This is a genomic window from Nonlabens dokdonensis, assembly GCF_002162835.1.
In the GTDB taxonomy this organism is placed as follows: Bacteria; Bacteroidota; Bacteroidia; order Flavobacteriales; family Flavobacteriaceae; genus Nonlabens; species Nonlabens dokdonensis_B.
Genome location: NZ_MAAX01000078.1, coordinates 1 through 20,675 on the forward strand (window position 1 = coordinate 1; position 20,675 = coordinate 20,675).

General features: G+C 34.9%; 21 protein-coding genes and 1 pseudogene. 11 read left to right on the forward strand and 11 right to left on the reverse strand.

All coding sequences use genetic code 11. The features are described from left to right. The first annotated feature begins 122 nt into the window (after positions 1 to 122). Complete coding sequence (locus tag A9Q93_RS04930) at positions 123 to 1,196, forward strand: glycosyltransferase (RefSeq protein WP_303686270.1); 1,074 nt, start codon at positions 123 to 125, stop codon at positions 1,194 to 1,196. A 565-nt stretch (positions 1,197 to 1,761) separates the two neighbouring features. On the opposite strand, the gene A9Q93_RS04935 is transcribed toward A9Q93_RS04930, so the two are convergent. Genes A9Q93_RS04935 through A9Q93_RS04945 form a run of 3 tightly spaced genes read right to left on the reverse strand, consistent with a single transcriptional unit; the run spans position 1,762 to position 3,920 of the window. Next, entirely contained in the window at positions 1,762 to 2,112 is a 351-nt protein-coding gene (locus A9Q93_RS04935; protein WP_303686271.1) for a carboxymuconolactone decarboxylase family protein, read from the reverse strand. A gap of 3 nt (positions 2,113 to 2,115) precedes the next feature. After that, positions 2,116 to 2,952 carry a twin-arginine translocase subunit TatC gene (gene tatC / locus A9Q93_RS04940; protein ID WP_303686272.1) on the reverse strand — a complete coding sequence of 279 codons (837 nt, stop codon included), beginning with the start codon at positions 2,950 to 2,952 and terminating at the stop codon, positions 2,116 to 2,118. A 2-nt stretch (positions 2,953 to 2,954) separates the two neighbouring features. Continuing rightward, on the reverse strand, positions 2,955 to 3,920 hold the full coding sequence (locus A9Q93_RS04945) for an SIS domain-containing protein (RefSeq protein ID WP_303686273.1): 966 nt from the start codon (positions 3,918 to 3,920) through the stop codon (positions 2,955 to 2,957). Positions 3,921 to 4,005: 85 nt separating this feature from the next. Here A9Q93_RS04945 and recQ point away from each other — a divergent pair, with 85 nt between their 5' ends. Both recQ and A9Q93_RS04955 read left to right on the forward strand, forming a co-directional pair. Beyond that, the gene (gene recQ, locus A9Q93_RS04950) at positions 4,006 to 6,198 is read left to right on the forward strand and encodes a DNA helicase RecQ (protein WP_303686275.1); all 2,193 of its coding nucleotides are present in this window, start codon (positions 4,006 to 4,008) and stop codon (positions 6,196 to 6,198) included. A gap of 262 nt (positions 6,199 to 6,460) precedes the next feature. Then, the gene (locus A9Q93_RS04955; RefSeq protein WP_303686276.1) at positions 6,461 to 7,069 is read left to right on the forward strand and encodes a hypothetical protein; all 609 of its coding nucleotides are present in this window, start codon (positions 6,461 to 6,463) and stop codon (positions 7,067 to 7,069) included. 73 nt (positions 7,070 to 7,142) lie between these two features. Here the strand turns inward: A9Q93_RS04955 and A9Q93_RS04960 are convergent, their stop codons facing one another. Together A9Q93_RS04960 and A9Q93_RS04965 are read right to left on the reverse strand one after the other, a co-directional pair. Further along, positions 7,143 to 7,646, reverse strand: a complete 504-nt coding sequence (locus A9Q93_RS04960; protein ID WP_303686277.1) for a YceI family protein — start codon at positions 7,644 to 7,646, stop codon at positions 7,143 to 7,145. A 91-nt stretch (positions 7,647 to 7,737) separates the two neighbouring features. Next, positions 7,738 to 8,169, reverse strand: coding sequence for a MarR family winged helix-turn-helix transcriptional regulator (locus A9Q93_RS04965; RefSeq protein WP_303686278.1), 432 nt, complete (start codon positions 8,167 to 8,169; stop codon positions 7,738 to 7,740). A gap of 137 nt (positions 8,170 to 8,306) precedes the next feature. On the opposite strand from A9Q93_RS04965, the gene A9Q93_RS04970 reads away from it, so the two are divergent. Continuing rightward, positions 8,307 to 8,930: an outer membrane beta-barrel protein gene (locus A9Q93_RS04970; RefSeq protein ID WP_303686279.1), complete on the forward strand. Its 624-nt coding sequence runs from the start codon at positions 8,307 to 8,309 to the stop codon at positions 8,928 to 8,930. Positions 8,931 to 8,945: 15 nt separating this feature from the next. Here the strand turns inward: A9Q93_RS04970 and A9Q93_RS04975 are convergent, their stop codons facing one another. From A9Q93_RS04975 to A9Q93_RS04990, 4 genes are all read right to left on the reverse strand, one after another. Further along, positions 8,946 to 9,560, reverse strand: a complete 615-nt coding sequence (locus tag A9Q93_RS04975) for a hypothetical protein (RefSeq protein WP_303686280.1) — start codon at positions 9,558 to 9,560, stop codon at positions 8,946 to 8,948. Next, the gene (locus A9Q93_RS04980; protein ID WP_303686281.1) at positions 9,561 to 10,052 is read right to left on the reverse strand and encodes a CIA30 family protein; all 492 of its coding nucleotides are present in this window, start codon (positions 10,050 to 10,052) and stop codon (positions 9,561 to 9,563) included. Between the two features lie 84 nt (positions 10,053 to 10,136). Further along, complete coding sequence (locus tag A9Q93_RS04985; RefSeq protein WP_303686282.1) at positions 10,137 to 11,708, reverse strand: ABC transporter substrate-binding protein; 1,572 nt, start codon at positions 11,706 to 11,708, stop codon at positions 10,137 to 10,139. 71 nt (positions 11,709 to 11,779) lie between these two features. After that, positions 11,780 to 12,757: a Gfo/Idh/MocA family protein gene (locus A9Q93_RS04990; protein ID WP_303686283.1), complete on the reverse strand. Its 978-nt coding sequence runs from the start codon at positions 12,755 to 12,757 to the stop codon at positions 11,780 to 11,782. 187 nt (positions 12,758 to 12,944) lie between these two features. On the opposite strand from A9Q93_RS04990, the gene A9Q93_RS04995 reads away from it, so the two are divergent. Together A9Q93_RS04995 and A9Q93_RS05000 are read left to right on the forward strand one after the other, a co-directional pair. Further along, positions 12,945 to 13,355, forward strand: coding sequence for a DUF2141 domain-containing protein (locus A9Q93_RS04995; protein WP_303686284.1), 411 nt, complete (start codon positions 12,945 to 12,947; stop codon positions 13,353 to 13,355). Positions 13,356 to 13,480: 125 nt separating this feature from the next. After that, on the forward strand, positions 13,481 to 14,392 hold the full coding sequence (locus A9Q93_RS05000; protein ID WP_303686285.1) for a TIGR01777 family oxidoreductase: 912 nt from the start codon (positions 13,481 to 13,483) through the stop codon (positions 14,390 to 14,392). Positions 14,393 to 14,406: 14 nt separating this feature from the next. On the opposite strand, the gene A9Q93_RS05005 is transcribed toward A9Q93_RS05000, so the two are convergent. Further along, positions 14,407 to 15,147 (reverse strand): hypothetical protein, encoded by a 741-nt coding sequence (locus tag A9Q93_RS05005; RefSeq protein WP_303686286.1) that lies wholly within the window; start codon positions 15,145 to 15,147, stop codon positions 14,407 to 14,409. Between the two features lie 160 nt (positions 15,148 to 15,307). After that, entirely contained in the window at positions 15,308 to 15,973 is a 666-nt protein-coding gene (locus A9Q93_RS05010) for a YceI family protein (RefSeq protein WP_303686287.1), read from the reverse strand. A gap of 207 nt (positions 15,974 to 16,180) precedes the next feature. On the opposite strand from A9Q93_RS05010, the gene A9Q93_RS05015 reads away from it, so the two are divergent. The 5 genes and pseudogenes from A9Q93_RS05015 to A9Q93_RS05035 all read left to right on the forward strand — a co-directional run. Beyond that, the gene (locus tag A9Q93_RS05015; protein ID WP_303686288.1) at positions 16,181 to 16,753 is read left to right on the forward strand and encodes a nucleotide exchange factor GrpE; all 573 of its coding nucleotides are present in this window, start codon (positions 16,181 to 16,183) and stop codon (positions 16,751 to 16,753) included. After that, positions 16,753 to 17,886, forward strand: a complete 1,134-nt coding sequence (gene dnaJ, locus A9Q93_RS05020) for a molecular chaperone DnaJ (RefSeq protein ID WP_303686297.1) — start codon at positions 16,753 to 16,755, stop codon at positions 17,884 to 17,886. Before A9Q93_RS05015 ends, dnaJ begins: the two co-directional genes overlap by 1 nt. 278 nt (positions 17,887 to 18,164) lie before the next feature. Further along, entirely contained in the window at positions 18,165 to 19,094 is a 930-nt protein-coding gene (locus A9Q93_RS05025; RefSeq protein WP_303686289.1) for an ABC transporter ATP-binding protein, read from the forward strand. Beyond that, a complete protein-coding gene (locus A9Q93_RS05030; RefSeq protein WP_303686290.1) occupies positions 19,087 to 20,382 on the forward strand; it encodes an ABC transporter permease in 1,296 nt (431 codons plus the stop codon). The genes A9Q93_RS05025 and A9Q93_RS05030 overlap by 8 nt, the downstream gene beginning before the upstream one ends. Next, a pseudogene (locus A9Q93_RS05035) lies at positions 20,367 to 20,675 on the forward strand (mechanosensitive ion channel protein MscS); the annotation flags it as partial. The gene A9Q93_RS05030 and the pseudogene A9Q93_RS05035, both read left to right, overlap by 16 nt.

Here is a 20,675-nt window from a genome sequence, read left to right on the forward strand (position 1 = left end):
CATATTTAAGAAAGCCAAATTTACTTCAAGAACTGTCGCAAAACGCAGCAACATGGTCCAGACAGTATACTCTTGATGATTTTGAAGAAGCTATTCAAGAATTATTGCAAACCGATTGATCTATGAAGGTATTACAAATCATAGATAGTCTAGAAGCTGGTGGAGCTGAGCGTATGGCAGTTACAATTGCAAATGCGCTAGTTGGTGCGGGACACGATTCTCATATTTGCGTTACAAGAAGAGAAGGCTTGCTTAATGAATCTATTGATAGGAATGTGAGGTACCTTTTTCTTGAAAAGAAAGGTAAATTAGGTCTTGCGGCTATTTTTAAACTCAATAATTACATACGTGTTCATCAAATAGATGTTGTGCATGCGCATAGCACATCAGCATTTATTGCTGTTCTTGCATTCTTGTTTTTAAGAAAAAAACCTCTTTTGGTATGGCATGATCATTATGGTAAAGCAAACGAATTAGATCAAAGACCTTTAATATTTATTAGATTCATTTCTAGAAATTTTGATCACGTGATCAGTGTAAATCCTTTATTACGCGATTGGGCTGTAAAACAATTAAAACGTAAGAAGGTTACTTACTTAGAGAATTTTGCTGTGAAGCCACTGAAGTCACATATTTCTTCACCCTTAAAAGGTGTTCAAGGCAAACGCATGATATGTCTGGCTAATCTGAGGGAACAAAAGGATCATTTTAATTTGATTCATGCTTTTGATATAGTTCATAAGGAAAATAAAGACTGGACGCTTCATTTATGTGGTCAGGATTTTCAAGATGATTACTCTGCAAAACTGAAAACATTAATAATAGAAAAGAACCTACAAAATCATGTGTTTCTTCTAGGTTCCAGAGTAGATGTAAGTGCCATACTTCATAAATGTGATATAGCCGTTTTATCTTCAAAGTCTGAAGGCTTACCAGTAGCTTTGTTAGAATATGGGTTGCATAAACTACCGTCTGTAGTAACTGATGTAGGTGCCTGTGCTGAGGTTGTAAAAGATTATGGCATTGTAGTGACACCAGAAGATCCTGCGGCTCTAGCTGCTGCCATGATGGAATTAATCAATAATAAAGATAAGAGGATATCATATGGTCATAGTTTCTTTTCTCATGTGGTTGACAATTATGGTAGTGATCGTTATGTAAAACAGCTTATGAATATTTACAATGCTCCTAATTAAAACTATCAAGTTATATAATATTATAACCATAAAATCATTTTAGAATATATAGTTATGTCGAAGCTTCTCCAAAGGATTTAGACGATGCCAACACGAATAGTTGGCATGTCAAATCTTAAAAGTTACTGGATTTTCATTTTTTGCTTGATCAAAAAACGAAACAAAAAAATCAAGGCTTGAGAACCTAGCTCTAAAAATTTTATTTGCTACGGCGCAAAAAGAATATTCATTGATTTGAACATTGTAATTTCTGTTTATCCAAAACTTAACTGATTCATATTCTATGAAGATAAAAGGATTTTTGCTTCTTCCTGCGCTTCATTTCATTTTTCACGAGCTATGTTCTTAGGCCATTTAGCTCTTGATTAAACTTCAAGTACTTCGTGTTAGCTTATTGATGTGATAAAATTAAATAGTTAACAAGAAGCTTCTCGAATGGATTTAGACAATGCCAACACGAATAGTTGGCATGTCAAATCTTAAAAGTTACTTGTTAATTTTCAAAATGTAGGAAATTTAAAATTATCATTTTACCTAAGAATAAGTAAAGGCTTGTCCCTATCCTTTAAGAAACATTCTTTTCTACTGCGTCCCAATATTCATATGCACGGCGCAAGTGTGGAATAACAATAGTTCCACCTACTAGGGTTGCTATAGAAAGTGCTTCTACCACTTCTTCTTTAGTAAGTCCTTCTTTATGACTTGCTTCTAGGTGGTACTTAACACAATCGTCGCACCTTAGTACTGTACTGGCTACAAGGCCTAATAGTTCTTTTGTTTTTTTATCTAGTTTTCCAGCAGTAAAGGCATTTGTGTCTAGGTTGAATATACGCTTGATGATCTTGTTGTTATCTTCAAGAATGGCATCATTCATTTTTGCGCGGTACGCATTGAATTCTTCTACTTGATTACTCATATTTTAAGGGGTAGCTAATTTTTTTTCTCTCTTTTTTTGTCTGTAAAGGACAAATTTAGATATGAATATGCTCACTTCATATAAAATTAACACAGGTATAGCAACTATTATCTGACTTGCTACATCTGGTGGTGTAATAACTGCCGCTACTATTAAAACTATAACGAGCGCAAACTTTCTGTTTTTTCTCAAACCTTCAGGCGTTGCTAGACCTATTTTAGTCAAGAAATAAATAATAACCGGTAATTCAAAAAGCAATCCTGAAGCTAGAATAGAAGCCCTTATGTATCCTATATAACTGGATAAACTAGGTTCAGTAGAGATTTCTGGACTCAAATTATAGGTCATCATAAAATGCACGGATAATGGAGCAATTACAAAGTATCCAAAAATGACACCTAAGAAAAATAACAGAGAACAAATTATGATGAATCCGCCGCTGTATTTCTTTTCAGAAGCCTTAAGACCTGGAGCAATAAATTTCCATACTTGATATAGAATCCAAGGGAACGCCACTACAAAACCTACTAGAATGGATGTCCAGATGTGCGTAGAAAACTCGTCTGACATTTCTCTAGACTGTACCTTGAAATTAAATTCTGGATTACAGAAGTCACTCTCTACCCCAAAGTAGTTACCAAATTCACAAAAGAATTCGTAAGTAATAAAGGTTCCTCTTTTAGGGCCAAAAATAATGACGTCAAAGATAAAATCTGTAAAGAAAGCTGCTATTCCAGCACCTATTAGAACGCCTGCTATAGAGCGTATTAAGCACCATCTTAATTCTTCTACATGGTCTAGAAAAGACATGTTATTTGGGTCTGCTTTTTTGCGAGCCATAATTAGATAATTCCTTCTCTTATTAAATCATGAATGTGCACTACACCAGAGTAACCGTCATTATCTACAGCGATGAGCTGAGATATATTGTATTCTTCCATCATTTCTCTTGCTTTTACAGCCATAGAAGACGCCTTAATAGTCTTAGGATTACCGCTCATGATATCAGTTGCTTGCAAGTCATCTATATTTTTACCGCTTGAAAGCATGCGCCTTAAGTCTCCATCAGTAATGATACCTACTGCTTGATTATCTTCGGTCACTACGGTCATCCCTAGCATGTTTTCTGAAATGTTGACAATCACATCTCTTAATGAGGTTGTGGCCAGCACCTCAGGCTTTTTATTTTTTTCGGCTAGGTCTTGTACTCTTAAATATAACTTTTTACCTAAAGCACCACCAGGATGGTATTTGGCAAAATCTTGATCTGTAAATCCTTTTAATTCTAATAAACTCACTGCAAGGGCATCACCTATTACTAATTGTACTGTTGTACTGGTGGTAGGAGCAAGACCATTAGGGCAGGCTTCTTCATGAATAGCGGCATGTAAAATATAGTCTGCCGCTTTACCTAGAAAGGAATCCTTGTTACTTGTAATAGCAATAAGTTTGTTTTTAAAGTTTTTAATAAGTGGCACTAAAACTTTAATTTCAGGCGTGTTACCGCTTTTAGAGATGCAAATAACGACATCATTAGATTGCACAATCCCTAGATCACCATGAATCGCATCTGCTGCATGCATAAAAATTGCAGGAGTACCAGTGGAGTTCATTGTCGCCACTATTTTTTGAGCTATAATAGCGCTTTTACCTATTCCTGTGATAATTACTCGACCTTGTGAGTTGTGAATGTGCAATACCGCTTTCGCGAAAGCGATATCTATACCATTTACTAGATCTGTAACCGCTTGTGCTTCAGTTCTAATGGTTCTTTTAACGACCTCTAAAATTTTATTTTCTTGTTCCAAAGACGATTACTTTTAGGTATAATTTGTGATAAAGAAATTATATCGTAAATTTAGCTTACAAAGATAAACAAAACGCACCAGCTGCATGGCAGATACGCAAATAGGATTAGAAGAAAGTCTAAAGAAATATTTTGGATTTGACCAGTTTAGAGGTCTACAAAAACAAGTCATAACGTCGTTACTTAATAAAGAGGATTGTTTTGTCATCATGCCTACTGGTGGTGGTAAATCCTTATGCTACCAGTTACCAGCATTAATGCAAGATGGTACTGCCATAGTAGTATCTCCACTTATAGCTTTGATGAAGAATCAGGTAGACGCCATAAGAGGTGTTTCTGATCATGATGGTGTAGCGCATGTATTGAACTCCTCACTGTCTAAAACAGATGTGCAGCAAGTTAAAGACGATATAGTAAACGGTATTACTAAGTTGTTATATGTCGCGCCAGAATCACTAACTAAAGAGGAGTATGTAGATTTTTTAAAGCAACAGAAAATTTCTTTTCTAGCTGTTGATGAAGCTCACTGTATTAGTGAATGGGGACATGATTTTAGACCAGAATATAGAAATTTACGTAAAATTATAGACCGTATAGGGTCCGACATTCCCATTATAGGTTTAACAGCAACGGCTACTCCTAAAGTTCAAGAAGATATTCTTAAAAACTTAAGGATTACTGATGCTACTACATTTCAAGCTTCCTTTAATAGACCTAACTTGTTCTATGAGGTACGTCCCAAAACAGCAAATGTAGATGCAGATATTACTCGTTTTATTAAACAAAATGAGGGAAAGTCAGGAATAGTATACTGTCTATCAAGAAAAAGAGTGGAAGAACTCGCTCAAGTTCTACAGGTTAATGGTATTAAAGCAGTTCCTTATCACGCAGGTCTGGATGCAAAAACTCGTGTAAAGCATCAAGACATGTTTTTGATGGAAGATACTGATGTAGTGGTGGCAACGATAGCTTTTGGGATGGGAATTGATAAACCAGATGTACGTTTTGTAATACATCATGACATTCCTAAAAGTATTGAATCCTATTATCAAGAAACAGGTCGCGCTGGTCGTGATGGAGGAGAAGGACACTGTCTTGCTTATTATTCTTATAAAGATATAGAAAAACTAGAAAAGTTCATGTCAGGAAAACCTATTGCAGAGCAAGAGATAGGACATGCCTTACTGCAAGAAATGGTAGGTTATTCTGAAACGAGCATGAGTCGCAGACAGTATATCCTGCACTATTTTGGTGAAGAATTTGACCCAGCTACTGGTGAAGGAGGCGATATGGATGATAATATGCGCAATCCTAAACCTCAAAAAGAAGCTGTACAAGAAGTTAAGAAATTAATTAAAGTAATAGATGCCGCTGGTGAGCGTTACAAGTCTAAGGATATCGTAAATATTCTTATGGGTAAAAATAATGCGATGATCTCAAGTCACAAGTTAGATCAACACGATTACTTTGGAAGTGGTAAGAATAAAGAAAAGGCATTTTGGACCGCATTAGTGCGCCAGGTATTGGTCGCTCGATTAATACGTAAAGACATAGAATCATACGGTACTCTTAAGGTGCTAGATGCAGGTCATGAATTTGTCAAAAATGGCGAAACCTTCATGATGAGTGATGACCATACTTATGGAGATGACTCTAATCAAATAGTAGCTGCATCAAAAGGTGGTGCGGTAGATGCACAACTCGTAAAGTTCCTAAAAGACCTGCGTAAAAAGGTAGCTAACCAAAAGAACGTACCACCTTATGTGGTTTTTCAAGATCCATCACTGGATGATATGGCTACTAAGTATCCTGTTTCTATGGAAGAAATGGCAAATATTCATGGAGTAGGAGAAGGAAAAGCTAGAAAATATGGTAAATCCTTTGTAGAGCTTATAGCTAAATATGTGGAAGAAAATGACATCGTGCGACCGGACGACTTGATTATTAAGAGTACTGGAGCAAAATCAGGTAATAAACTATATTTTATCACTAGTATAGATCGCAAGCTAAGCTTTGATGATATGGCCAGTGCAAAAGGTCTTGAAATGGATCAATTAATTAATGAGCTGGAAAGTATTGTATATAGTGGTACGAGACTTAATGTAGGTTACTGGGTAGACGAGATGCTTGATGAAGACCAGCAAGAAGAATTGCATGAATACTTCCTGGAGTCAGAAACTGATAAAATAGATGCTGCGGTTGAAGAATTTGACGGTGATTATGAAGAAGAAGAAATACGCTTGTACCGCTTGAAGTTTATCAGTGAAGTAGCAAACTAGATATTTCATAAATTTTTGTTTGAAGTCTGTAATAATTGTTATTGCAGACTTTTGTTTTACACATAAGTTAGCAAATGGAGCTATATTCTGATGATTATTCCGCTTTCGCGAAAGCGATATTAAAACCTATGTAATCAGCAACTTATAAATACATACTAATAGATTTACGAAAACTTTTCGTAAATGGCACGGCTCTTGAATACAGATAAACAAGGGCAAGCCGAAAACCTTATAGAGTAGGCGTTATTTAAAAACAGAAATCATGAAAAGAATGTTACTTTTTATCGCAGCTGGTTTGATGATGATGACCACTGCTCAGGCAAAAGAAATCGACCTGAAAGAATCAAATGATTTCAAAATTAATTCTACTGTTTATAGGAATGCACAACCAGTGCTGTTTACTTATAATAATGTTGATTATGCTATTTTTCCTGATGGTAGGATAGAGTTTGAAATGCCACAGCGCAACGTAAGATCAAGTCATTACAGACGAAGCTCTACAAGACGCTACAACACTTATTCTACATCAATATTAAATAACCGTAGACAGTTTGTAAGATATAATAGAAGAGGTCAAGTGGTTAAAATAGGTAACACACGCTTGTTTTATAATAGATTAGGAATGATTAAAAAAGTAGGCAACCTCGATGTAGGTTATGCTTATGGTGTACTGAATAGAGTAGGAGGACTTGAAGTTCTATATAATAGGCGCGGTAGAATGATCGCAGCTAGAGGCCATGTGCAGGTAAGAAATTTTTATGGTCATGGACATGATTGTAATGAACACAATTTTGGTCACTTCAGTGATGAAGAAGACGATCATCAAGACTGGGATAATGGTATTTACTTTAAGCGAAAAGCTTCTAAATAATAAGAAACTATCTTAGATAGAAAAAAGCTCTCGAGAGAAATTCTTGAGAGCTTTTATTATTTATTGCAAACTATTATTGCTCAAGTTCTAATGTAACCTTTACTTCAAAATTATCATAGATAAAATTATCACCTAGTCCTTTGAAAAAACTCTTAGAGCCATATTTCACATTATACTTGCTGCGATCTATAGTTAAAGTAGCTGTTAACTTATCACCTGCTTCTAATAACTGAAAATTTATAGGATTTGTAATTTCCTTAATAGTAAGACTTGCGGTTGCATTGTAAACGCCTTCTTTTTCTTTCTCGATAGAAGTAATTTTTAAGTCTGCCGTAGGAAAAGAAGTTGTAGAAAAGAAATCATCACTCTTTAAATGACCTTCTAGCTTTTCTTTCATTTCACCATCCAGATCTGTTACTACAAGGCTATCCATGTTCATTTTAAAAGATCCACCAGAGATTTTATCTTCTTTAAAGTCTAGGTTCCCTTCTTGTAACTGTATAGTTCCAGTGTGTGCTCCTCCAAATTTTTTACCAGTCCATACTGCTGTGCTTTTTGTTGTGTTTACTGTTTTCATAATTGTTGTATTTAAAATTTAATGATTAATAACGTGATTTAAATGGTTTGTCTATATGATAATTGTATATACAATTAAATAAGTAAATTTTTTATATTTTATTTAAGCCTTCTATTAAAGAATTTAATTCTGTCTCATTGAGGTCGTTAGTAAGAGCGCTTTCTACATCATCCACTTTTTTATCCAGTATTTTTAAAAGTTTAAGACCTTCATCAGTAATACTTAACTCTATCTGTCTTCTATCTGTAGGGCATTGTTTACGATTTACTAATTCTTTATCTACCAGTTTATCGATAACTCTAGTCGTATTTGAGTTAGCATGTATCATATTTTTACTGACATCTTGAAGGCTTGCGAGCTCTCCTTTGCGTCCTCTTAAAATACGCAATACATTAAATTGTTGAATAGTGATTCCATGATCTTTTAGCTTGAGGCTTATTGCTTCTTGCACCTCTGTTCCTTTTTTTATTAGTGTGGTTATCAGCTTGCGCGAAAGCGGAACAGTTACAGAATCACTCGACATATTCATTTACATTTACATTAGTTGTTGGTACAAATATATTTATGAATTAATTTTACTACACAGAAATTATTGTTAAAGTTCAAATATGGGATGTTATATTTTACCTATTTTTACTTACCAAACTAATAATCAGTGTTATGAAAAACGTTTTAGGATTCAAAAAGAGCAACTTACGTACCCTACTTTTATCACTCAGTATTTTATGTGCTGGATTAATGGGCTTTGCACAGTCACCTAGCGGTTTTGGTATTACTGCAGGTTTAAATTATGGATCTACCGGTGATTTGACTCAGAATGGTCAGACTATTATTGATAATCCTGACGAGAAATTAGGCTTTCATGCTGGAGTTTTTTATAAGATAGATGTTGCGTTTCTTTATCTGCGACCAGAATTAAAATACACGCAATTAAGTAATGAATATAATGGAGATCAATTTGATATTGAAAAACTAGACTTGCCTATACTAGTAGGTACAAAGCTTGTGGGGCCTTTACATATTTTTGCAGGACCTTCTTTACAATATATTATGAACACAGAATTAGAAGACGTCGAATTTAATGATGTCCAGGAAGAGTTTACTGTAGGAGCTCAAGTAGGTGTAGCAGCACACTTTGGTAATATAGGTATAGACGTGCGTTATGAACGTGGATTTACCTCTAATGAAATAATGCAAATAGAGGACGCTATTGATATTAATGGACCTATTGCAATAGACACAAGACCTGAACAAATAATACTTGCGATAAGTGTTAAGCTGTAAGTTTGCTCTTAGCTTTTACGATAAACTAGCTATCTCATTTTTAATATTTTCACGAGCTTGATTCTCATACTTATCAAAGAACTCCTTTGTTTTGAAAATTTGTTCTTGTTCAAGAAAATAGATCATCGCTTTTCTACGAGCTGGTTTATAAAGGAAGTTAGGATAGATGCAATATTCTTTTCTGACTTTTTGAGTATAAGAGGTATATATTTCTGGGGTTTGACCTAGAATTGCAAGATCAAGATCTAATAAGAGATTGATATCGCTATTTGTTGATTTATTATGCTCTTTAGTTGCTAGTATAGATTCCCTGCATAGATGGATATGTTTAAAGTCTGTTTTAGAAAGATGTTTTTCTAAAACTATTGCGCTTTGCATTTCGTTATCTTTTTTAGTTGCTTTGTAGATGATATCGTGATAATAGATACTTAATACAAGAGCATCTCTATTACCTGGTTTGTAACTGCAATGTTCTAACTCATTGAGCATAAATAACAAATGTTGCAAATTGTGATACGGTCTTGAAGAGGAAGAATATTGTTTAACTAAAAAATCCAGACATTCACTTATATAGGTGTAGTCTGGAGTATATTTTTTTAAGATGGCAATATATAATTCTATGAGGTACACTTACTCTACATAGATTTTATCAATCAGTAATTTAAAAGAAGCCTCTTTATTCCCTATAAAAAGAGACAGCTCATCTATAAACATATGATGAAAATTATCCATGTTAAGCTGGCTACCTCTAAAGGATGCTGTCATTTCATCAAGTTCTAGTTCTACAGTCTCCCATTCTCCTGAAGTGGCAAATGGAATTATATAAGAATGACCGTCTGATGTACTTTCTTTAAAACGTAACTGGTATTCATTACCATCACCTTTAATTTTTAATACAGCTTTAGTGGCATCGCCCAGCTTTTGATCGGGACATACATATCTTATGGAGGCAAATCCTCCATTATTCTCTAATGAGACTTCACCGCTAAAATTTGCGTGGCCGTCTTCATCGATGATTAGTGAACTTGAGGAAACGCCACCCATAACGGTATCGTTTACAGTACTCCAGTTTTCTAAATTTGCATTTGCGTTAAAATCAAATAATACAATTGTGGTATCCATATCGGGAAAGATAAAGTTTACCAAGACCTTTTTAAAATATTTTAGATATATTTTAAGTAATTATTAAGCTTATCGATATTAGTCTCAAGATGACTTTTTTACTCTCGTAAGATCTAGCATATTAACCGCATTGCTCTCCAGATTAATCACATTTTTAGATATAAAACGTACACTTTGATCATAATACAAGGGTACAATGGGTGCCTCTTCTATAATGATGCTATCCATTTTTACATACAGATTTTTTCTAAAACCTGCATTAGTACTGGCTATGGATTTTTCATACAGTTCATCGTAGACACTATTTGAAAAATGAGTATAATTAGATCCGGATGGTGAGAAATTTTTTGAGTAGAAAAGCGCTAGGTAATTTTGAGCATCAGGATAGTCTGCTATCCAGCTGCTTCTAAAGATGTCTAACTGTCCTTCTTTGCGAGCTTGTCGTAATGCAGATGGTGTCATCACATCTATTTTTACTTCTAGACCTATTTTTTGCATCTCTTTCTGGATAAACTCGCATAAATCTAGATAATTTGCGCCAGTACTTATGGTTATACTAGGTTTAAGATCTCCACTTTCTTCTTTATATGAATCAATTAGCTTTTTAGATAATGCTGGGTTATAACTGTAACCCTTAACCACTCCACCAGCAGGAAGCCCTTTAGGTATAAATCCATGCACAGCTGGTGTTCCTATGCTATTGCGTAGGTATTTGATCATTTTGTTTCTATCAAATCCATAGTTAATCGCCTTCCTAAGTTTTTTACTCTGCAATTCTGGTGGTTCATTGTCTATTTTAATTCCTAAATACTCTGTGTTCAAGAATGGTGATTTTTTAAGATGCACATCATTGATATACTTAAGCTTTAAAGTACCAGCTGTAGTAAGTAACTCATCTTTGTAACTAGGGTCTATGGCGTTTATAAAATCTAAGTTTCCCTGTGCAAATTCTAAGAATTCACTTTGTTTATCTGTTTTAAAAGTGATCGCGACAGCCTCTAGATAGGGTAATTGTATATTGTTTTCATCTTTTTCAAAGTAATAAGGATTTTTGCGCAAGACCATTTTTACATTTTCTTGCCATTGCTTTAAATAAAAAGGCCCAGTTCCTATAGGTCGTTCTCTAAGGTTTGTGCTGCCATCAGGCACCACACTACAATACTTCATCGATAATAACCCTAAAAAAGCTGGAAAAGGTTGGTCTAAAGTGATCTCTAACTTTAACGTTCCTAGAGCTTTGATAGACTTTACATTTTGCATGACTGAAGCACCAGGCGATGCTGTTTTAGGATCCAGTAATCGCTCCAGTGAATATTTAAAATCTTGTGCTGTTACGGTTCTCGCTTTCGCGAAAGCGTCATTAAAATAAACATCTTCCTTTAAATAGAACGTATAGACGGTAGCTGTAGAATCTATTTCCCAGCGTGCGGCGAGATCTGGAACAACTTCTAAGTTTTTATCCAGTTTAACTAGCCCGTTAAATAATAGATTGCAAACCCAAATGTTACGTTGATCTTTTGCAAAAGCTGGATCAAGACTGGTAACATTTGCATGTTCATTATACCTAAATACAGTGTCTGGATCAATTTCTTGATCTTGATCATTACACGCTGTAACAAGAATCACAATAATAAGCCAGTAGAAATATTTGTACATATGGTAAATATATTACCTCTATTAGATTATAAATGTGTTATTTCCTTTAATTTTTTATGCTGAAATAGAAGCTATTTATTCACATCATATTCTAAACCGATTAACGATCTAACTTGATCTAGATTTCTTATAAGATCACGACTTAGTTGATGAGTCATTAGGTCACTTTCTATTTTGTTGTTTTGTAAACAGTACACTACCTCTTCTATCTCGTGGGCATAACCATTACCTATTAATGGTAATTCAAGGACCTGAGAAGGTTGCTCATTAATCTCTAAAGAAAGCATTCTCGTATGATGAAAAGGTTCATGCATCTTTATCTTTCCATTGCTTCCATAGATAATAGTTTCATTAGGTAACTTGGTTGTAAAATCAGATGTTAATGCCGCAATTGCATCATTCTCAAATTTCATTAATATCGAGCATCGCTGGTCTACCTTACTAGCGTTTAATTTTCCTATAGCATGGGTTTCAATAGGATCTCCTAAAAGTAGTAAACTTATAAAAATAGGGTAAATACCTATATCTAAGAGCGATCCACCGCCTAGGTCATGGCGGTTCAAACGGCTATCAGGATCATGAGCGGCCACAAAGCCAAAACTTGATGAAATGGAAGTGATCTTTCCTATTGCTTTAGAATCGATTAACTGCTTAACCTTAAGAGTTGCTGGTACAAATCGAGTCCATAGCGCTTCCATAAGAAATAGAGACTTTTCTTTTGCGGTGTGAATCATGTGCGCTACTTCATTTGCATTCATGGCAAATGGTTTCTCACAAATAACTGCCTTACCAGCATCAAGACACATCATAGTATTTTCATAATGTAATGTATGTGGCGTTGCGATGTATATAACATCTACTTCTGGATCTGTAGCGACTTGTTCATAAGAATCGTAATAATTTACTGCTTTATAGCGCGAGGCAAACTCCTTTGCTTTTTCCTTACTTCTAGAACCTACGGCCTGCAATGTGCAGCCATCGACTAGGGCTATATCATGAGCAAATTTGTGAGCTATCCTACCTAATCCTATAATTCCGAATTTTACCATTACTATAATTTTATATTACAAAGTAAGTGATAATGATTTATAGGGTTCTATTAATATTGATACATTTAATTGTCACAGATTAAATTTTACGATTCAGGTTGATAATATAACAGTTGAGTCATCCTAATTATTAGGAACTGTAAAGCTGTTGCATATTTGTCCTGTCTAACAAATTAAATAACTCATTATGAAAACTTTATTTACATCCATCATCGTTCTATTTCTTTCTATAGCAATGAATGCACAAGAAACATTCACTCTTAAAGTCACTGTTAATAATGCAAAGGATGATCAAGGAAAAATGGTTTACTCTTTAAGTACTCAAAACCAATTCATGAAAGCGGCACCTTTAAAATCTGCAAGCATAGAAATTAAAGATGGAGTAGCCGTTGCAACTTTTGAAAATGTTCCAGTAGGAGATTATGCAGTGATGGTGTTGCACGATAAAAATGGAAATAACCAGATGGATTTTTCTGAACAAGGAATGCCTACTGAAGCTTATGGAATGAGCAATAACCCTATGAGCTATGGTCCTCCTACATGGGACGATGCAAAAATCACTGTGGACTCAGACAAAGAAATCACCGTGCGATTGTAGAAGAGAATTAGCCATCACATTCTTTTTAAAAGCAGGTAAGTATCTCCATTGATATTTACCTGTTTTCATGTTAATTTACTCCAAAGACAATAGGCTTCTAAGCGTTTGATAATTAAATTCGTTACATGGTTGTACTTATCACAGGAGCTACTGGTCTAGTAGGCTCAAAAATTTCAGAAGATTTACGTTCTCAAGGTCATACAGTTCATTATTTGACCACTAGACAAAGTGCTATAAAGAATGAAGAGCACAACAAAGGGTTTTTATGGAATGTGAAAGAAATGACCATAGACCCAAAATGTATCAATGGAGTCGATGCCATAATTCATCTTGCCGGTGAGACTGTTTTTCAAAGATGGACAGACGATGCTAAAAAACGTATTCTGGACAGCCGTATCAATAGCACGCAACTGTTAATGAAGCTATTACAAGAAAACGAGCATAAAGTTAAACATGTTGTAACAGCCAGTGCCATAGGTATTTATCCAGACGATCAAAATGGAAAGCCTTTAAAAGAAAACGATATACCACCTACAGCAACTAATTTCCTTGCAGATGTCTGTATCGCTTGGGAAAAAGAAGGTGCCAAGTTTCAAGATTTGGGTTTAAAACACGCCGTCGTACGCATAGGAATCGTACTTTCTGCAAAAGGTGGAGCATTAGATCAAATGGCAAAACCAGTTAAATTTTATGCAGGTGCTGGATTTGGTAACGGTAAAATGTGGCAAAGCTGGGTAGCAATAGATGATCTTTCAGGAATTTTTATTCATATTTTAAAACATACCTTAGAAGGTGTTTACAATGGAGTGGCACCACATCCAGTAAGAAACCGTCCTATGATGGAAGCGATAGGTAAGGTGTTAGGAAAACCAGTTTTCTTACCTAATGTTCCAAAATTTGTAATGAAATTAATGTTAGGAGAGATGTCTTCTATAGTTCTAGCAAGTCAGCACGCTAGTAGTGAAAAAATTATGGAAAAAGGATATCATTTTGAGTATCCAGAGCTAGAAGGTGCGCTTGCTCAGTATTTGAAATAGGTAAACCTTATTTACTACTCATTATATCTATCCCATTGCTCTTGATTTTTCTTATTGTTCTTTCTAACGATAAGAACAATAACGAGTATAACAAGACCTATAATTAGAGCAAAACAAATAAATCCACCCATCATGTAACCTAGATCATAGGCGCTAGGCATTCCAGAGTCTTTGTTAAAAATATTTAGATCTCCAACACAATTAGTGTACTGATTGTTTCCTGTAAAAGCTTCATTAACTTGAATACTGTTGAAAAATTCATCAGCAATGGATTTATCTAGGCTCTTTGCTGGCTGGAACAAACTAATTTGATACATGGTTTCTTTTATTTGAATAAACCTGTAATCATTATTATATAAAACTTCATCGATGGGATCTATATCATTATATTCCAGCACGCCTTGATACACACCATTATCAATAAATGCCGAATTGTATTTCACGCGCTGCTGGTTTTCTCCATCGAGTAAATAGTCATTTATCTCTTGGTAATGCTCCTGTAATTGTTGCCTATTTTCTAAACAAATAAGCTCTTCTGAGGTGATTTTATATACGGAATACGTAATATCCTTAAAAGTTCCATGAGTGACAAACCTTTTGATTCCATCCAGACTGTCATTTTCTATGTAATTGTAGTTATCTACAGGCAGTTGAATACTTAATATAGAGTCTATGGCTACTTCTTCATAATCCTGAGCAAAAAGGCAATTAGAAAATAAAATAGAAATTAAGAGTAATAAATAGTAATTTTTCAAACGAGAAGTAATTATAATTGAATCACAATAATAATAGAATTGCTTTAAAAATTAATAAGATAATTTATTGAAAAGAAAGTCAACTATTTGATTTGTGCACATAAAAAAAGTCCTGTGTTCAACGAACACAGGACTTTTTAAAAATTGAATCAAATTCTAATTACTTCGTAGCAACTAGGTTGATCGTTAATTTGATATCATCAGAGATAGCTTTGTCAGCAACAACATCAGCTAGGCTAGAAGAACCGTACTTAATTCCCCAGTCTGTTCTGTCGATAGTAAACTCTTCACTATTTAACATCATCTTATCACCATCATATTTTACACCTACAGGAAAAGAAACATTTTTAGTTACATCTTTTAAAGTAAGATTTCCTTCAAGCATTGTTTTCTCGCCTACTGTATTAAGACCAGTTACAACAAATTTTGCTGTAGGATATTTTGCAGTATTAAAAAAGTCAGAAGAAGTACCTTCACGCTCACCAGTAAGGTGCGCTTTTAAACTTGCCGCTTTATCACCTTCAAGATCAGTTACCTCAATAGAGTTCATGTCTATAGTAAATTCACCACTCTCTAGTTCTTCACCATTTACTTTTACCATACCACTAGATAAAGAAATATTTCCTGTGTGATCTTCAGTAGGCTTAGATCCTACCCATGCAATGTTAGATGCCTCAGTGTCTACAGTATAAGTAACTGCTTCAACAGTTGCAACAGCAACTTCTTCTTCAGCACTAGCATCTACTTCATTTTGGTTTTCTTTACAAGCAACTGTAAAAGCGATTACCGCTGCCATTCCTGTAACTTTTAAAAAATTCTTGTTCATCGTTTTGATATTTGATTTATTTGAGCTACAAAATTACATGTATGTACAAATGTTTAAGTTAAATCTATATTAATAAATTCTTGTGACATTTTGACACACAATGTTTAATGGCAGCACTTTTGCCATATCGCGCGTAGGAAGGTGTGAAAAGTTTGAATTTATCTCGCTTTCGCGAAAGCGGAATTCCCACTAACACCTTGATAATACATGTTGAATATATTTAAAAGATACCGTCAGAAAATGGCAAAGGATAAGAAAGAAAAAGACCTGAAAGAGCAAGACGCTCCAGAAGTAATGGAGCAAGAGACTGAAGAGAAGCAAGAAGAGCGCTCAGAAGTAGAGATTCTTGAGGAACAAGTTAAGACAGAAAAAGACAAATTCATGCGACTCTTTGCTGAATTTGAAAATTTTAAGAAACGTACCGCAAAGGAACGTATAGAGCTTTTTAAAACAGCAGGTGAAGGAGTTTTAAAAGACATGTTGCCAGTTTTAGATGATTTTGACAGAGCAATGGTAGAAATCAATAAGTCTGAAGACGAGCAACTCATTACTGGAGTGAAGCTTATCTCTGGAAAATTACGAACAACATTAAAAAGCAAAGGGCTGGAAGAATTTGACGTAAGAGCAGGAGATACCTTCAATGCAGATATTCATGAAGCGATCACTCAAATACCAGCACCTAGTGATGATATGAAGGGTAAGATAGTAGACGTGATAGAAAAAGGATACAAGCTAGGAGACAAAATAATACGCTTTCCTAAAGTAGTAATAGGACAATAATTATGGCAGATTTTTATGATATACTAGACGTAAATAAAGGAGCAACCGCTGCTGAAATTAAAAAAGCCTACAGAAAAAAGGCGATTCAGTACCATCCTGATAAAAATCCAGGTGACGCAGCTGCTGAAGAGAACTTTAAGAAAGCAGCAGAGGCTTATGAAACATTAAGCGATCCACAAAAAAAGGCACGATATGATCAATTAGGGCATCAAGCATACACTTCTGGTGGTGCAGGCGGTTTTGGTGGCGGCGCTGGCGGTTTTGATATGGATGATATTTTCAGTCAGTTCGGTGATATTTTTGGCGGCGGTGGCGGCGGTTTCTCAGGTTTTGGAGGATTCGGCGGTAGTCGTGGTGGACAGCGTCGTGTAAAAGGTAAAGATCTACGTATAAGAGTTTCCCTAACGCTGGAAGAAGCTGCAAATGGAGTTGATAAGAAAGTAAAGGTAAAGCGTAAAAAGCAAGCGCCAGGAGTTACTTATAAAACTTGTAGCACTTGTAATGGTAGTGGTCAAGTAACCAGAATTCAAAATACAATTTTAGGTCGCATGCAAACTGCTGCACCATGTAATGTATGTGGCGGAGCAGGACAGACCATGGATAAAAAACCTGCCGGAGCAGATGCTCAAGGTATGGTAGCCTCTGAAGAAACTGTTACTATTCAAATTCCCGCAGGTGTAGAATCTGATATGCGTTTAAAAGTATCTGGTAAAGGAAACGACGCACCAGGTAATGGTGTAAGCGGTGATTTATTAGTAGATATAGAAGTAAAACCTCACGCTGAGTTACAACGCGAAGGGAATAATCTTCATTACGATCTTTACGTAAGTGTACCAGAAGCAATTTTAGGAACTTCTAAAGAAATTCAGACTGTTACTGGTAAGGTACGTATACCTGTAGAAGCAGGTATCCAAAGTGGTAAAATATTACGATTAAGAGGTAAAGGAATGCCTAGTCTTAATGGGTATGGAACAGGAGACCTTTTAGTACATGTAAATGTATGGACACCACGCAGCCTGACAAAAGATCAAAAGGAATTTTTTGAAAGCATGATGACCGACTCAAACTTTGAACCTGCGCCAGAAAAAGGCGACAAATCATTTTTTGAAAAAGTAAAAGATATGTTTTCTTAAAGAAAACCTAATGAATTAGAAAAATTTGTATATATTTAACCCAACAAATGGACAACCAACCATTTGTTATTTTTCTTTTTCATAGCAATTTTTCCCACCTCTTGTTTTTCAAGAGGTGGGTTTTTTTTATCACATTTGTAAATCTGTGTGTAAATCTGTACTAAACAAATGGTATAAGACTAGCTGCATTCATCTTGTTGTAATAAATCCTATTAAAATCTTCTAAATCTTTAGCAATACCATATCCTTCTTGTTAATTTAGCGCAATTCATTAACGTATGTCAAACGCACTAGAAGCAATACAAATTAAAAAGGTCTATGGAGATTATACGGCGCTAAATGATGTGTCTATTTCTGTACCTAAAGGAAGTGTTTATGGTTTACTAGGTCCTAATGGAGCAGGTAAAACATCACTGATCAGAATAATTAATCAAATCACGATGCCCGATAGTGGGCAAATTGTGTTAAACGGCTCGCCTTTAGAACCTAGGCATATAGAAGATATAGGGTACATGCCAGAGGAGCGTGGACTTTATAAATCTATGAAAGTAGGTGAGCAATGTATTTATCTTGCGCAGTTAAAAGGACTTTCAAAGTCTCAAGCCAAGGAGCGACTTAATTACTGGTTTGAACGATTAGGAATACAAGGCTGGTGGAATAAGAAGCTTCAAGAGCTATCTAAAGGAATGGCCCAGAAAGTACAATTTATAGTAACTGTATTACATGAACCAAGCTTGCTTATTTTTGATGAGCCGTTTTCTGGTTTTGATCCTGTAAATGCAAATTTGATTAAAGATGAAATCTTAAAACTACGTGATGAGGGTGCTACAATTATTTTTTCTACTCACCGCATGGAGAGTGTAGAAGAAATGTGTGACCATATCGCGCTTATAAATAAATCAAATTTAGTCTTAGAAGGAAAACTAAGCGATGTCAAGCAGCGTTATAGAGATCGTAATTATGCAGTTTCTTTGATTTGTGCTGATAATGACTTTGCATTTAAACAAATCCCTCTAGATTTTAATCCAGTGCCTATTCAACTTTCAGGATTAGATAATACACTAGATTTTAAAATTAAAATACCTACTAATATAGATATTCCAGTAGCTATAAATAAGCTTACCCAAATAGGTGAGTTGACGCATTTTAGTGAGGTGATTCCTAGTGTAAACGATATTTTCATTCAAACCGTACAAGAAAATGGATAAACTCTGGCTCATCATAAAACGAGAATACCTTAACAAGGTCAGGAATAAAACCTTTGTCATTATGACATTTGTGAGTCCGTTAATTTTTGTAGGTGTTGCATTATTAATAGGCTGGTTAACCAGTATTAATTCAGACACTGCGAGAAAAATAGCAGTTCTTGACCAGACAGGAGATCAATATGAATCTCTGTTCAAAAATACAGACCGAAATCAATATATTGTTCTTAAAGGCTTAAGTAAAAGTGCAGCAGTAGCTGCCAGTAAAGAAGCAGATTATTATGGTTTGTTGCTTATTGAAGGTGATAACGGTAACTTAGAGAAATTTAGTTTCTATTCAGATGATTCTCCTTCCCCAGATTTTATAAGTGCTATAGAAGATAAAATAAATAATAAAGCATCTGAAAGTAATCTTCTTAAAAACAACATAGATGTAGAGTTACTTGAAAAGCTGACGGTCAAAAAAGAAATAGAACTTCAAAATTTTACAGGTGAAAAAACAAGCAAGCTTTCTGGCTGGATAAAAATAGCTACAGGAGGCGCGGCAGGTTATTTGCTCATGATGTTTATCATTATATATGGTAACATGGTGATGAGGTCTGTTATTGAAGAAAAAACAAATCGTATTATAGAAATTATAGTGAGTAGTGTGAAACCTATTTATTTAATGGTGGGTAAAATTACAGGCACATCACTCGCAGGTATAACTCAGTTTTTAATATGGGTAATCGTAGGTTTTATCCTTATGATTGCGGCAACTACTTTCTTCGGTATCGATGCCTTTTCTAATCCTGCAAATGCAGATATGATGGCTCAAACTCAAGACATGAGTAAAATGGAGTTGATCTTAAATGATGTCGCACAATTACCTATTCTCAAACTTATTTTTTGTTTCTTCATTTACTTTATAGGTGGTTACTTTTTATATGCTTCTATCTATACCGCTATAGGTGCGGCTGTGGATAATGAGACAGATACACAGCAATTCATGCTGCCAGTTATTCTACCATTAATGCTGGCTATATACGTAGGTTTTTTCTCTGTAATGGATAATCCACATGGTACGGTTGCAGTAATTTTTTCCTATATTCCACTCACTTCTCCGATTGTGATGTTAATGAGAATTCCCTTTGGTGAAATTGCATGGTGGGAAATAGTCCTAAGTATGGCACTCCTATATATAAGTATAATAGGAATAGCTATTCTTGCATCAAAAATTTATAGAATAGGTATATTAATGTATGGTAAAAAGACCAATTGGAAAGAGCTCTATAAATGGCTTCGTTATTAAATATGGATATAGATTGGGATAAAATACGAGACTTTCTGACTTATGAAATAATACCATCAGGTAAAAACGGTGGTTTTCATTTTGATACGTGGATGCTTATTCTAGCTATTATCGCAATTTTAGTAACCACGTTTGTACTGCGCGGTATTAAAAAAGTGATCACGCGTAAGATGGAAGATACTGATAAGTTAAAATTTGAAAGTGTTTTCAAGTTTTTTAATTATTTAGTTTACATAATTGTAGTTATCACAGTTTTACACTCTAGTGGTGTGCAACTTACAGGGTTGCTTACT